The 13,636-nt window shown below is 53.7% G+C and carries 16 protein-coding genes; 9 read left to right on the top strand and 7 right to left on the bottom strand.

The window, feature by feature from the left end:
- The 3 genes from FD744_RS02450 to FD744_RS02440 all read right to left on the bottom strand — a co-directional run.
- A partial coding sequence (locus tag FD744_RS02450) for a biotin carboxylase N-terminal domain-containing protein (protein ID WP_160867173.1) occupies nt 1-640 on the bottom strand: 640 nt, incomplete at its 3' end.
- 11 nt (nt 641-651) lie between these two features.
- Nucleotides 652-1,119: an acetyl-CoA carboxylase biotin carboxyl carrier protein gene (accB, locus tag FD744_RS02445; protein ID WP_160867172.1), complete on the bottom strand. Its 468-nt coding sequence runs from the start codon at nt 1,117-1,119 to the stop codon at nt 652-654.
- A gap of 225 nt (nt 1,120-1,344) precedes the next feature.
- A complete protein-coding gene (locus FD744_RS02440; protein WP_160867171.1) occupies nt 1,345-1,887 on the bottom strand; it encodes a chorismate mutase in 543 nt (180 codons plus the stop codon).
- A 144-nt stretch (nt 1,888-2,031) separates the two neighbouring features.
- Between FD744_RS02440 and FD744_RS02435 the strand changes: the two genes are divergently transcribed.
- From FD744_RS02435 to FD744_RS02415, 5 genes are all read left to right on the top strand, one after another.
- Nucleotides 2,032-2,604: a peroxiredoxin gene (locus FD744_RS02435; RefSeq protein ID WP_160867170.1), complete on the top strand. Its 573-nt coding sequence runs from the start codon at nt 2,032-2,034 to the stop codon at nt 2,602-2,604.
- A 15-nt stretch (nt 2,605-2,619) separates the two neighbouring features.
- The gene (locus FD744_RS02430) at nt 2,620-3,849 is read left to right on the top strand and encodes a protein-disulfide reductase DsbD (protein WP_160867169.1); all 1,230 of its coding nucleotides are present in this window, start codon (nt 2,620-2,622) and stop codon (nt 3,847-3,849) included.
- 17 nt (nt 3,850-3,866) lie between these two features.
- Nucleotides 3,867-4,418 (top strand): sigma-70 family RNA polymerase sigma factor, encoded by a 552-nt coding sequence (locus tag FD744_RS02425; RefSeq protein WP_160867168.1) that lies wholly within the window; start codon nt 3,867-3,869, stop codon nt 4,416-4,418.
- The gene (locus FD744_RS02420) at nt 4,411-5,040 is read left to right on the top strand and encodes an NrsF family protein (RefSeq protein WP_160867167.1); all 630 of its coding nucleotides are present in this window, start codon (nt 4,411-4,413) and stop codon (nt 5,038-5,040) included. The genes FD744_RS02425 and FD744_RS02420 overlap by 8 nt, the downstream gene beginning before the upstream one ends.
- 133 nt (nt 5,041-5,173) lie before the next feature.
- A complete protein-coding gene (locus FD744_RS02415; RefSeq protein WP_160867166.1) occupies nt 5,174-5,596 on the top strand; it encodes a hypothetical protein in 423 nt (140 codons plus the stop codon).
- Nucleotides 5,597-5,686: 90 nt separating this feature from the next.
- On the opposite strand, the gene FD744_RS02410 is transcribed toward FD744_RS02415, so the two are convergent.
- Nucleotides 5,687-6,034, bottom strand: coding sequence for a TonB family protein (locus FD744_RS02410; protein WP_160867165.1), 348 nt, complete (start codon nt 6,032-6,034; stop codon nt 5,687-5,689).
- Between the two features lie 137 nt (nt 6,035-6,171).
- Between FD744_RS02410 and FD744_RS02405 the strand changes: the two genes are divergently transcribed.
- Complete coding sequence (locus FD744_RS02405; protein WP_160867164.1) at nt 6,172-6,540, top strand: hypothetical protein; 369 nt, start codon at nt 6,172-6,174, stop codon at nt 6,538-6,540.
- 110 nt (nt 6,541-6,650) lie between these two features.
- Here FD744_RS02405 and FD744_RS02400 read toward each other — a convergent pair whose 3' ends face one another.
- The gene (locus FD744_RS02400) at nt 6,651-7,718 is read right to left on the bottom strand and encodes an SDR family oxidoreductase (RefSeq protein ID WP_160867163.1); all 1,068 of its coding nucleotides are present in this window, start codon (nt 7,716-7,718) and stop codon (nt 6,651-6,653) included.
- A gap of 100 nt (nt 7,719-7,818) precedes the next feature.
- Between FD744_RS02400 and FD744_RS02395 the strand changes: the two genes are divergently transcribed.
- Nucleotides 7,819-8,721, top strand: a complete 903-nt coding sequence (locus FD744_RS02395; RefSeq protein WP_058960245.1) for a LysR family transcriptional regulator — start codon at nt 7,819-7,821, stop codon at nt 8,719-8,721.
- 106 nt (nt 8,722-8,827) lie between these two features.
- Here the strand turns inward: FD744_RS02395 and FD744_RS02390 are convergent, their stop codons facing one another.
- The gene (locus FD744_RS02390) at nt 8,828-10,249 is read right to left on the bottom strand and encodes a hypothetical protein (RefSeq protein WP_160867162.1); all 1,422 of its coding nucleotides are present in this window, start codon (nt 10,247-10,249) and stop codon (nt 8,828-8,830) included.
- Nucleotides 10,250-10,472: 223 nt separating this feature from the next.
- Between FD744_RS02390 and FD744_RS02385 the strand changes: the two genes are divergently transcribed.
- A complete protein-coding gene (locus FD744_RS02385) occupies nt 10,473-11,867 on the top strand; it encodes an amidase (RefSeq protein ID WP_160867161.1) in 1,395 nt (464 codons plus the stop codon).
- Nucleotides 11,868-11,984: 117 nt separating this feature from the next.
- Entirely contained in the window at nt 11,985-12,920 is a 936-nt protein-coding gene (locus FD744_RS02380) for a helix-turn-helix domain-containing protein (RefSeq protein WP_160867160.1), read from the top strand.
- A 12-nt stretch (nt 12,921-12,932) separates the two neighbouring features.
- Here FD744_RS02380 and FD744_RS02375 read toward each other — a convergent pair whose 3' ends face one another.
- Complete coding sequence (locus tag FD744_RS02375; protein ID WP_160867159.1) at nt 12,933-13,523, bottom strand: ANTAR domain-containing response regulator; 591 nt, start codon at nt 13,521-13,523, stop codon at nt 12,933-12,935.
- Nucleotides 13,524-13,636: the final 113 nt, after the last annotated feature.

Below are 13,636 nucleotides of genomic sequence, written 5' to 3'. Positions count from 1 at the left end.
CCTGAATCTCGATGTGACGCGGGTTCTCGAGGAATTTCTCCATGTAGACCATGTCGTTGTTGAAAGCCGCTTTGGCTTCCGCTTTCGTCATGCCGATGGATTGTTCCAGATCTTTTTCACTGCGCACCACGCGCATACCACGGCCGCCGCCACCGCCAGAGGCTTTGATGATGACCGGGTAACCGATGCGTTTGGCAATGGCACGGTTTTTATCCATGTCATCGGTCAGCGAGCCGTCAGATCCTGGCACGGTCGGCACACCGGTTTTCTTCATCGCGGTGATTGCAGACACTTTGTCGCCCATCAGGCGGATGGTGTCAGCTTTCGGGCCGATGAAGATAAAACCAGAGCGCTCAACCTGCTCGGCGAAATCGGCATTCTCAGAGAGGAAGCCGTAGCCCGGGTGGATCGCCACGGCGCCGGTGATTTCGGCGGCGGAGATCAGTGCAGGGATGTTCAGGTAACTTTTGACCGACTGTGCCGGGCCGATGCAGACGGTTTCGTCCGCCAGCAGCACGTGCTTCAGGTCGCGGTCAGCGGTTGAGTGAACCGCAACGGTCTTGATGCCTAATTCTTTACACGCGCGGAGAATACGCAGAGCGATCTCACCGCGGTTAGCAATGACAATTTTATCCAGCATGCTTCGCCTCGTTATTCGATGACGACCAGCGGCTCGTCAAATTCAACCGGCTGGCCGCTTTCCACCAGGATCGCCTTCACAACGCCGGATTTATCGGCTTCGATCTGGTTCATCATTTTCATCGCTTCAACGATGCACAGGGTATCGCCCGCGTTGACTTTCTGGCCCACTTCCACGAAGGCTTTCGCATCCGGGCTTGGGGTACGGTAGAAAGTGCCGACCATCGGAGAACGCACGATGTGGCCAGTGATTTCTGGCTTAGCCGCTTCTGCAGGCGCAGCAGCAACCGGCGCAACGGCGGTCGCCAGCGCAGGCTGCTGCATCACTGGCGCAGCATAAGCCTGTTGCATGACCGGATAGCCAGCGTTTGCAGGTGAACGGCTGATACGAACTGACTCTTCGCCTTCAGAGATTTCCAGCTCGGAGATGCCGGACTCTTCAACCAGTTCGATCAGTTTCTTAATTTTACGAATATCCATGAAAAACTTTTCCTAGCGTTATCAACTCGCAGCAGTTATAGCAGAGGGGATTCTTGAGCAGGACATAGGGAGTTCAGTTGGGGTTATAAGGAAAAGGTGGCGGAGTGGATCGTTGGTCATCTGAATTTTATCCCCAGGTGGGGATATCGTGGATAATATTGCAGTTTGAGAGGTAAATGACATATTAGGGAGGCGTAATCTTATTACGCCTCTTATGAATAACCGTTACTTCTTCAGACTAATTTTCTGCAGGGCTTCCCACAGCCGCGTTTTATCACCCTGTTCCAGATTCGCTTGATCAAGCGTGTGCAGAAAGGCGGCTTTATCGGTGAAGGGTTTGCCCTGCGCTAACTGCGCACGGATACCACTCAGAATGCTGGCGCTCAGCACATTAATTTTGCTTCTGACCTGATCCAGCGGCAAAGGCTGCCAACCTTGTTCAGGTGTGGAGAGCCAATCTGCGCGATAGCGATATTGAATCGCTTTTGCTGCATCCATCTGAGCCTGCACAAAGGGTTTCACAGACTCGCCCGCTAAGCCCAGCTTTTCGGCTTGCTGCACAGCACTAGCCAGCACTTTTTCTTCTTGCGGCAAATCTTCAATCGCAAGATGATTGGCGGCTTTATAACCGGCCACATCCTTCATATAGGACAGGCGTTGATTGATTAGGGAAGCCACATCGCTATCAATGACAGGTGCCGCCAGCGCGGTGGCCGAGCAAGATAACCCAATTAACAAAATGATTTTACTGAAATAATTCCGATTCATCTCTCTTAGCCTCTTTTTCCATGAGTCACATTGCGTCGCTAATTTAACTTTTTTTTACTGGCACCGAAACCTTTCCGCCCCCTCCAGCGAACTGATGTATTGAGTCACTAAAACCGGACCTCCCTTACATCGCAGGAGCAGATAATGAAATCGTTTAAAACCCTCGTTTGTACTCTGAGCATCACCGCCGCATTGGGCCTCTCTGCCACCGCTTTTAATGCCAGCGCCGCGCTGCCCGTGGGTGCCAAAGCGCCGAATTTTGAACTGCAAGGTGCATTAGCCGGCAAACCATTGACCTTCTCGCTGCAAAAAGCGCTGCAAAAAGGGCCAGTGGTGCTTTACTTCTTCCCGGCCGCATTCAGTGCGGGCTGTACGATTGAAGCGCATGACTTCGCCGAAGCTACCGACAACTTCACCAAAATGCACGCCACAGTTATTGGTGTGACTGCAGGCAATACCGATCAGGTGAGCGATTTCTCTAAACTGGAGTGCCGTGACAAATTCGCTGTTGCCGCCGACCCAGGTGCTAAAGTGGCCGCTCAGTATCAAACCACCATGCAGATGAAAGGCAAAACCCTTTCCGATCGCACCTCTTATGTGATTGCGCCTGATGGCGACATCCTGCTGAGTTACACTGATAGAAACCCGGATACGCACATCGAGAAAGCCCTCGCCGCCGTGAAGCAGTACGACGCTGCACATCCGCAAACTAACTAAGCAAAGAGGCCAGCGATGTTAACCGCCATGCTGGCCGCCTTTATTGGCGGCATCATTCTGAACTTAATGCCCTGCGTCTTTCCGGTCATCTCCCTGAAAGCGCTCGGCCTGTTGCGCCACACTGACAATGCCGCCAACGCGCGTCGTGAAGGTTTAGGCTTTTTACTGGGCGTGATCGTTACCATGATGGCGCTGGCGGGTATTTTGCTGGCCGCGCGTGCAGGCGGTGCTGCTGTAGGCTGGGGATTTCAGTTACAGTCCCCCCTGGTGATTGCACTGCTGTCACTGGTGATCCTCGCCGCTGCGCTCAATCTGCTTGGCGTATTTGAAGTGGGCCTGTCGGTACAACGTGTTGGATCCGTTGAAATCAATCGCGGCGCCTTCTTACGTTCTGCACTCACTGGCGTATTGGCGATTTTGGTTGCCACCCCTTGTGCGGCACCGTTTATGGCTAGTGCGATCGGCTATGCCCTGGTGCAACCCCCTGCTGTGGCGCTGGTGATCTTCTTCGCCCTGGCACTCGGTTTCGCAGCGCCTTTCACACTGATTTCTCTTTTCCCTCAGCTGGCGAGATTCTTGCCTCGTCCAGGCGCATGGATGGATGTACTGAAGCGCGGTTTAGCCTTCCCAATGTTTGGCGCTTATGCCTGGCTGGTGTGGGTGCTCGCGCAACAGGCAGGCAGCGCGGCATTGGCTACACTGTTAGCAGCCTCAGTGGTTGTAGCATTCGCGGGCTGGCTATATGGGATGGCGCAACATCGCCGCTTTGCCGGTAAAGGCCATAAAGTGCTGTTCGCCGTGACCGCCGTATTGGTTATCGCCGTGCTGGCCCCACTGCCGCAGTTAATTCAACCGGGCGCAGCGCTGGCAGGTGACCAGGTAGCCAGCCAGCTCACTAAAGAGAAGTGGACACCGCAAGCCGTCGCCTCTCAACGTGGACACGGTAAAGCCATCTTTGTCGATTTCACAGCCTCATGGTGTATTACCTGTCAGGTGAATGAAAAAACCTCCCTTTCGACGCAGGCAGTGAAAGACGCGTTGGCAAAAACCGGTACGGTGTATATGGTGGCGGACTCCACCAAGTTTAATCCCGATGTCGATGACGCCATGAGCGAGTTTGGTCAGGGCGGACTGCCGATGTATCTGGTTTACCCCGCCGATGGCGGGCCGCCAAAAGTGCTACCGCAAGTGCTGACACCGAGCATTGTAGTGAATGCGCTGCAAGCGGCCAGCACCAAGGCGTAATTGTTTCAAGGCGGATTATGCAAGCAAGTGATAGCGCGCGCGAAAGTTGGCCCGCGCTAATGGAACAGGCGCAGGCGGGCGATCAGCTCGCTTACACCCGACTGCTCAAAGCGCTAGTGCCGGTGATACGCGGACAAATACGCAAACAACTCACCGACCAGGCATTAGTGGAAGATGTGATTCAGGATGTGCTGTTAACAGTGCATCGGGTGCGTCACACCTATGATCCTGCCTATCCGTTCTTACCCTGGCTGATGGCCATCATCTCCGCTCGCGCCGTGGATGCCCTGCGGCGGCGCGGACGCCATCAGCAATGGGAAGTTCATGAAGAAAAGTTAACTGAAGCCGCCATTGCGCCAGAAACACCACCGCTGGAGACGCAAGAGGAGCTGACCGGTTATTTGCGCCAGCTTCCCTCGCGTCAACGTGAGATTGTTGAACACGTCCATCTACGCGAAATGAGCCTGACGGAAGCGGCAGAACATAACAATTTAAGTGTGGCAGCGGTGAAATCGCTGTTGCATCGCGCGCTGAGTAATCTGCGTCGCTTTGGAGCACACCATGAATAATCATGACCTGTTAATCGAAAAACTCAGCCGCGACATGCAGCCCGTTCAACCGATGCGGCCGACTTATTGGCGTGTCTTGATGTGGCTGCTGCTGGCACTACCCTGCGGCATCGCCGCCAGTTTTCTGGTGCAGCGCACCCTCACCGACTGGTCACAACCTGGCGCGATGCGCGCGCTCATTCAGTTGGCGTTGGCGTTTGTTCTCGGCCTGTTTGCGATTCGTAATGCGTTCAACATGAGCATCCCTGGCCGACGCAGTGTCAGTTGGAAAGTGTTGTTGCCGCTGGGTTTATTGTGGTTGGTATTGAGCCTGAGCAGTATCCCGCACGCCGCAGTGGAGGCACATGATAATGACAGCACGCGCTGTTTTACCTTCCTGTTAGTGGTGAGCACACCGATGATGGTGCTGATGATTGCCAGTTTACGCAAGACAAGTGCACTCCATCCGGTACGCAGCCTGGCGATGGCCGGACTGGGCATATCCTGCATGGCCGTCACCATGCTGGCGTTTTGCCATCCGGTGCATCTGCACGCCATGGATTTCGTGATGCATCTGGCCGCGATTGCGGTGATTATTGTTCTGACAGTGCTACTTGGTCGCCGCTGGGTAAGATTAGGTTGAGGTGATAACAGGATGTCATTCTCCCTATTAAAATAAAAAACAGGAGTCTGGCTCTCATTAAATCTACCTCATCACTATCCTTTGATGTGTTAAGTTAATTAATGGAGAGAGGCAATCAAGTGAAGGAATACACATGCCAGTGCTTAACAAGGGGGATTCAAATATGGCCATAATGCCAATGTCATACAGCCCCAATACATTACAACGACGTTTTGAGATTATTGATGAGTTTGAAATGGGTAGTTCTACTTACTGGATTATCTATGATCGCAAAACACCTTTTTCAGCAGTCGTCGATGCTGGTCCAGCATTAATTGAGAACGATTTACGCCATCGCGTCATTGCTACGTTGGAACTGATTCGCGTTGAAAATTTTGATGGGCTCAGCGTAAAGTCATTCTGGCAAGATGCTGCCGCGCTGCAGGTTGAAGGGGTTGTTGTACAAGAGATCATGCAAGGTTTTGGTCTGGCAACCCGCATGTATGAAACGTTGGTAGTGCATCAAAATATCACGCTGATGAGTGATCATCACCAGCTTGAAAGAGTAAGTAATTAGCCTGAATCATCTCTGTCCACGCGTAAACAGCCATTGTGATATGGCTGCTTACCCAATTTAAGAATCTAATTTTAAATGAATGGTTATGGATTATTCCAGATTACGATTAATGCGCATGACTACATTCATAGGCAAATTCTTTGTTGGATGCCCCTTTTCGAACCGCCATTGGTTTACCGCTCGAATGACAGAGTCATTAAACAGACCATCTGGCGTTGATTCGCTGATACGCATTTCACTCACCTTTCCCTCAGCATCAACGTCAAAAACAAATTTAACATGCCCTTCGATGTGATTTTTAAATGCGTAATAAGGATACAGCGGTCGATCTATCCTGAGCGCTTTAGGCATCATAACTGTATTTTGGTGAGCGGGTGGGGAGCTAGAACTGCAACCCAATAATGCGAGAGTGATTGAGATGAGAATAACCCTGAACATAACAACCTCCTGTTGTTGATAATCATTCTCATGTTATCATCCCTTCATATCAACAAGATAGCGCCAATTTTCTGTAAAGGGTGCGTAAAACCCTTGAACACCCTAATACCCCTATCGAGATTAAGGAATAATCGCAGATGAAGAAAATCATATTTATCTCTATGCCCAGCCCAACATTAATGAGAGCACCGGGATTTGGCGTAGGCGGCTTATTCACTCACTTTCGCGAGGATAAATATATGCACGCCGTGCAAAAGGAAATTGATAAACACCAATTGCACTGGCGCTTCACCAGTGACACCACCGAATCAAATATTGAAACGCTCATCGCCGAGGGAGCTGAGTTACTGGTTCTTGCCCCCGGCATGCGTTTTATGTTTTATCGCAAGAATTTTGATAAGCAACGCATGGTGTTTCTCACCACCATGGAATTTATGAGTAACGACGTCCAGCCTGTAATGCGTAAAATCCGGGAACGGGAAGACAGTGAAGGTTTGATTCGCTAAAGGGCTCGAATACCTCATGTCGGATTTTGCAGCCTCAAAATAGTATGAGTTGTTGTTGATGAAGGTGCGCGTTGATGCGCACCTGGAAAACCGATTCACGATGAATAAAGTTACTGCGGAATCACCTTCTCCGCTTTCAGCCGATCAAAAAGCGCAATAAACGAATCCAGCGTTGAACGATATCCGGTGAATCCCGCTTTGCGGCTTTTGCTCATGTCGGTGAATGCTTCCATCGGACGCCCAAGGTCCGCATCGGTGTGCCACCACGAAGCCAGCTTATTAATGTCCGCCTCACATAGTTGTTCGCGAGAGGCAATTTCATGCCATGCATCTGCGGCCTCCTGCATGCGCCCTTCCAGAGGCATCATCTGTGCAGGATACGCGGCGGCTTCAACGTTAAAGTAAGCGGCCAGTCGTGGCCACAGCCAGTTCCAGCGGAATACATCGCCGTTGACCGCGTTGAAGTCCTGATTTGCTGCTTCATCCGCCGTCGCTGCCCACAACAACTGCTTCGCCAGCAAACCGGCGTCGGTCACATCCGCAATACCGTTCCACTGCTCCGGCGAGCCAGGAAAGATAAACGGCCAGCCCTTCTCGCGACACAGCGTGGCATACACCGCCAGCGTCTGCCCCATATTCATGGCGTTGCCCACTGCATAACCGATGATGGTGTGCGGGCGATGCACGCTCCAGCGATAGCCATATTGCTCGGCACCGGCAAAGATTTCATCTTCCTGCGCATAGTAGAAGTTATCGACCGGCTGGCGTCCCTGTTCTTCACGGAACGGCGTCACCGGCACAGCACCTTTGCCATACGCCTCAAATGGACCCAGATAGTGTTTCAGCCCGGTCACCAGCGCCACGTGCGCACCGTTCAGGCGCTCACCCAGCGCTTCAATCACATTGCGCACCATGCCGCCGTTCACGCGAATGTTCTCTTTTTCGTTCTCCTGACGCGCCCAGACGCTAAAGAACACCGCATCAGGCTTCTCTTGTGACAGTGCAGTGCTGACCGCATCAGCATCGGTCAGATCTGCGGTCAGGCTGCGGCACCCTTCGGGGATCGCGCCGCGTCCGCGTGACAATCCGGTCACCTGCCATCCTTCACTTTGCAGTTTTTCCGCCAGCGCACGCCCAATCACGCCGCTAATGCCGACAATTAACGCCTGCTTTTGCATTTCAATTCTCCTCGGTTTCGGTAATCATTAGCCTAATAGAGAATTCAATTCCTATCTCTGGCTTTAATTCACATCATTCATAACCTGGATTCACGAATAGATGCACGATCAACGCCTGAAAGATATCGTTCCCTTTGTGGCCAGCGTCGAAAGCGGCAGTTTCGCGGCAGCGGCAGAACGTTTACACCTGACCGGTTCGGCCGTCAGTAAAAGCGTCACGCGACTTGAGACGCGACTCGGCTCACGCTTGCTGGAACGCACCACGCGCAGTCTGAAGCTCACCGATGCAGGCAACGCCTATTATCAAACCTGCCTGCGCATTATGGAGGAGCTGGCCGAAGCCGAAGCGGTGCTGGCGGCGCAGCGCACCATTCCTTCGGGGCGATTACGCGTAGCCGTGCCCAATACCTATGGCCGACTGGGCGTCATGCCGGTGCTGATTCCATTTTGTCAGCAGCACCCGGAACTCGAACTCAATCTCACCTTCTCCGATCGCTTTATCGATCTGTTTGATGAGGGGATCGATGTCGCAGTACGCATTGGCGGATCGCCGGACGTACCGGCCTCGCTTGGCTGCCGTCAGATGGGTCGCGAGCGCATGGTGTTTTGCGCTGCACCCGATTATCTGGCGCGCCATGGACGTCCTCACAATGAAAGTGAGCTATTGCAACATCAGGCCATCATGTATGAACGCGTGGATGGCAGCAGCAAGCCCTGGCTGTTTACTACTGCCGATGGGCATCCGCACTGGCGCAATGTGCCACACCGGATGGCACTGGGTGACGTGGATGCACAAGTGCAGGCGCTGTGTGGCGGATTAGGCGTGGCGCAGATGCCCTCCTGGCTGGTGCGCGAGCCGCTGGCGCGCGGTGAACTGGAGATCATCTTGCCGGAGCAACAGCCCGATGGATTGGCTTTGACGCTGATATGGCCGCGCCGCAAGCAGCTGTTGCCAAAAGTCGATGCGCTATTGACCGCGCTGGAGGAATTACAGATTCGCTGAGGTGGGCGCCCTGAAGGCCGCCTGCTACCGCGAGCGCGACCATAATGACGTGCAGGTTTTTCAGCGGGCCAGTGTCCCCTTATCAGGATCGCACCGGGGATCCTGTTTAATTTTCAGGGTCAAACAGTGCGCGGGCGTAATTCTGAGATGAGACCTTTTTCTCGCTGTGCGGGATCTCCACGCTATCGATAAGCTTGGCTTGCTGATAGCTTTTCACCGTTTCATGCTGAGTGAGTTGCTGCGTAGTCTGTGCTGTCAGCTCACCTTTTTTGTTCTGCGAAACCACGGTCTGGCTACGCTCTTCATCGTCAATCAGATGATAGCGGTAATTTTGAGATGACTTAAGTGCCGTCAGTTTCGCTGCCCCGTCTGAATCCAGTGCGGTGTGGAAACTGGCTTTGAGTTTGAACAGCGTATCCTGTGTCAAATCCTGGGTATCAGTGTGCTGTTGCGAGCGGGTTTGCTGCGCGACCTCTAAAGAGAAGGTGTCCTGCTCATCCGGTTTATAAGGATTATCAGAGCGCGGCGTCTGCTGATAGCTGGCGGAAAAATCGGCCAATCCACTAATGGCACCGTTTTTAGCGGCATTAGCATCAATGGAGATCACTCGCTGGGTATTCACGCTGTGGCTTGCCTGTCCTTGCATGGTATTCAGCGCCCGGAAGCTGGCTTTGAAGAGATTCAGCATGTCGCGATCGCCGTGCCCACGCGTTGCGGCCTGATCCATTTTGGCAGACCACTGATCGAGTGCGGCGGCCTGCTGTTCGGCGCTGCCTGCCTGAGTCAGCTTTGACACATCCGTACCGAGCTTGATACTGACATCCCCGTTGTGAAAACCGAGCCAGCGCTCTTTATCATCTGCGTGAAGGTTGAGGGACTGCGTCACATTGTCGCCATTACGCAGATCGGTCTTCAAATCGACACTTTTCAGCTGCGAGGTATCAAACTCCATCAAGTCGCTGATATCTAGCTGCGTTGTCCCTGCGTCCAAACCGTCCAGCGCTTTTTGCAAACCGTCGGAGAGCTGACTGATGGCTGCGGCTTCATCGCGGTTGAGTTTACCCCCGCTGGTATTCAGCTCCACCACCAGTCCACCCTGCTGGCGTGTCATTTGCAGACTCACTTCAATCCCCGATTGTGTGGTCACGGTGAGCGCCACCGCGCTCTGACTGTTGCTGGTACCGTTGGCTGATGAGGTTGCGGGCACGCTTAACGTGACATTGTCACCACTCTGCACCAGGCCCTTAAGCAAACCACTGCCGATACCGTTCATACCAACGCCGCCAGACTGCGCTGCCGCGTTGATTTGCGCCTGTAAATTGCTGCTGATCGTGCCGCTACTCTGTACCTGTGCTGGCACAATTTTATAGATGGCCGCAACGGTCTCGCTTGCTTCACTGAAGGTCACTTTGGTGGACGCTTCAGCCTGTAAGTGGCTTTGTGCTGCCTTGCTGTTTGCGGTGGTAATTACGCTTGAACCCGCAGAAATCAGGTTGCGTAGAACGCTGTTGCCAATCCCATTTAGCATCAAAATAATCCTTCTTGTGAACTATTCCTGAAGGTTATCGGCATCATATCGCCATGCTTTAACGTTCCCCTCCGGTTAACGTGAGCTCCTGATAGGCCGCTGGCACTTCTGGCACAGCATCTGTCTGCTTAAACACAGCCGAACCCGCGCGTCTGATTTACGTTGTTGATCAACACATTGTCTACCGCACAGGTAGCATCCCTTCAACAGAGGTAAGGTCGCGATGAACAACCTGCATTACAAAAGCTTGCTGGAAATTGGACGCCTGATTCAGTCTGGCGACATCACCTCGGTAGCGGTCACCGAATCACTGTTAACGCGCATCGACACACTGGATAGCGATCTACACAGCTATTTCTACGTGATGCGCGACAGTGCGTTAAAACAGGCGGCAGAGGCGGATCAGGAAATCGCCGCAGGTAAACTGCGTGGCCCGCTGCACGGCGTGCCGATCGCCTTAAAAGATCTGATCTGGACCAAGGATGCGCCCACCAGCCACGGCATGATCATCCACAAGGATCACTATCCGGCGGAAGACTCCACGGTGGTTGATCGTTTCCGCGCTGCTGGTGCGGTGATACTCGGCAAGCTGACGCAAACTGAAAGCGCCTTTGCCGATCACCATCCGGAAATCACCCGCCCTAATAACCCCTGGGGCAGCGCACTCTGGACCGGTGTCTCCTCCAGCGGTTCTGGCGTGGCAACCGCCGCTGGCCTGTGCTTTGGTTCGATCGGAACGGATACCGGTGGTTCTATTCGTTTTCCTTCCAACGCCAACGGCTTGACCGGCATCAAACCGACCTGGGGTCGCGTCACTCGCCACGGTGCCTGTGAGCTGGCGGCTTCGCTCGATCACATTGGACCGATGGCACGCTCTGCAGGCGATGCCGCTGCGATGTTGCAAGCCATTGCCGGGCGCGATGATAAAGATCCGACCTCCAGCAGCGAGCCGGTGCCGGACTACCTAGCGTTGATGACGCGCGGTGTCAGCAAAATGCGCATCGGACTGGATGCGGGCTGGGCGTTAGAGAAGGTGGATGCGGAAACCCGTGCCGCGCTGGAATCAGCGATAGCTACCCTGGCATCGCTCGGAGCCACCTTCGTGGATATCACCGTGCCAGACACGGAAAAAGCCGCCGCCGAGTGGAGTGCGCTCTGTGCAGTGGAAACCGCCCTGGCGCATGAAGAGACCTACCCCGCGCAGAAAGATCAATATGGTCCAGGATTATCTGGCCTACTGGATCTCGGCCATCAGGTCACTGCCCTGGAGTATCAGCGCCTGCTGCTGAGCCGTGCGGCACTGCGTGGCGATATTTCTGCCCTGTTCAGCAAAGTGGATTTGATTCTGGCACCCGCCACCGCTTATGCCGGATTAACCTGGGACACCATGACCCGTTTTGGTACCGATCAGGCACTGTTTAACGGCGTATTGCGCTATACCAGTGCATTTGACGCGAGCGGGCATCCGACCATCACCCTGCCATGTGGCATGACTTCCGCCGGTGCACCCATTGGTTTCCAGTTAGTGGCGGCCCATTTCGATGAAACCGCAATGATTCAGGGCGCCTGGGCTTATCAGCAAGTCACTGAATGGCATAAAAAACATCCCGCTCTCTAAGGCTGCTTATTCTGGCCGCACTGCATGACGGGTGCGGCCTTTTCACGTCGTTATGGCTTGAAACTTGCTTGGTTTGTTGTGATTGCACCCTTTTCGCCAGGTTTAGGGGATGTTGCCATGAAAGAAACGTTCACCACGGATCACTTAGATAATCGCCACCGCTTTGATGCCTGGCGCGATGCCGTCTGTTCGCGCTTGATTAATGCCGAGGCGCGTCAAATTAATGCCGGTGCATTTTCCGGCAGCTTTGGTTATTCCATGCTGGGCCACGTCGATATTGCGCACCACGTGTCACAAACCGCGCTGGTGTGGCAACGCACCACCGAGTGCATTCGCCGCCATCCTAATCATGATTTTTATCTCGGCTACGTTCGTTCCGGCATCGGGACATTGCGGCAAAACGATAACCAGTCACGGGTGAGCGCAGGGGATGTGGTGATTTACGATGCCGCAACGCCCTTTGATTTCGCCATGGATAACGTGGCCATCAACATTGTGCATTTGCCGCGCCAGATGATTGAAAAAGAGGCGCCAGCAATTGCCCGGCTCGCGGGGAAAACACTGGATCTTAGTCGTCCCGGAATGACCTCACTCAAGCAACTGCTGGAAGAGGCGTTTGTCTTCAACGCCGAGCGTGAAAATACCTATCTCGCAGAACAGTTTGCCAATACGCTGATCAACATGATCTCGGTGAGTGTGAATTTGCAGAAAGGCGATGACGCGCTAAAACCGGACCTCTACTCGCGGGTAGTGAGTTATTTGCGCCAGAATTTGCAGGAAGCGGATCTGACCATGGCGCAGATCGCTAATGCCCACCATGTCTCCCCTCGCACCATCAGCCGCGTGTTTGCTGCACACGGCACCACGCCGATGAATTTTGTCTGGCAGGAGCGCTTGCAGGCTTGTCGCAAAGCGCTGGCCGAAGGTAAAGCGCGTAATATCACGCAGGTGGCGCTGGATCACGGCTTTAGCGATATGTCGCACTTCAGTCTCGCTTTCCGCAAAGCCTTTGGTTACACCCCGAGCAGTTTGCTGAAGCAAACCGAGGTGTAACGGCGTTTTGTTTTACCCTTTTTGCAACTGACTGATCACACGCTCAGCAGTAAATTCCAGGCTGCTGCGCGTGTTCATCGCTTCGGTACGCATAAAGCGATATGCCCCCGACTCATCCAGACCGAAAGTCTGCATCAACACGCCTTTAGCCTGTGCCAGTCGCTCATTTCTCATTTTACGCTGTTGGCGAGCCTGCAGTTCACCCCGCAACTGGGCATTCTGCTGGGCGGATTGCCAGGTGCCGATGATCTGCACAATCAAGGCAAAGGGGTTTAGTTCTCGCTCGGCGATGGCAGCGGGTTGCAGTTTCATTAGCAGCGGAAACAAGCGCGCATCGTGGCAGTTCGCCAGGGCAATCACCGGTGTGTGATGCTGTTGCAATGAACGAAACAGCGGCGTTAATACCGCCTCGTGGTGATTTTCAATCGCCGCCAACAGCAGTTGCGCGTCAGCCGGACGTTCGGTGACAGGCGGCCAGCTGTGTTGTGCGTGACAACCGATTTGCGTCAACGAAGCACAAAAAGCCCGCACGCTTTGCGAATCAGGATGGAAAATATGCAACCGCACACCCGCAAGCGTTTTCAGCAAAGATGGCTCATTCATGTTTCACCCGTGTGCATTCTGAAGTTCGAAGCATCACGTTAGAGGAGTCGGGCAATTGATGCTGTGTTGCTGCTGCCGGGTGCTGTGTCAGGCGAGACAGGGCATGCACCCCG

The organism is Pantoea sp. Taur, assembly GCF_009830025.1.
In the GTDB taxonomy this organism is placed as follows: domain Bacteria; phylum Pseudomonadota; class Gammaproteobacteria; order Enterobacterales; family Enterobacteriaceae; genus Pantoea; species Pantoea communis.
The sequence above is the reverse complement of the archived record's forward strand: the minus strand, read 5'-3'. Positions and strand labels throughout refer to the sequence as shown.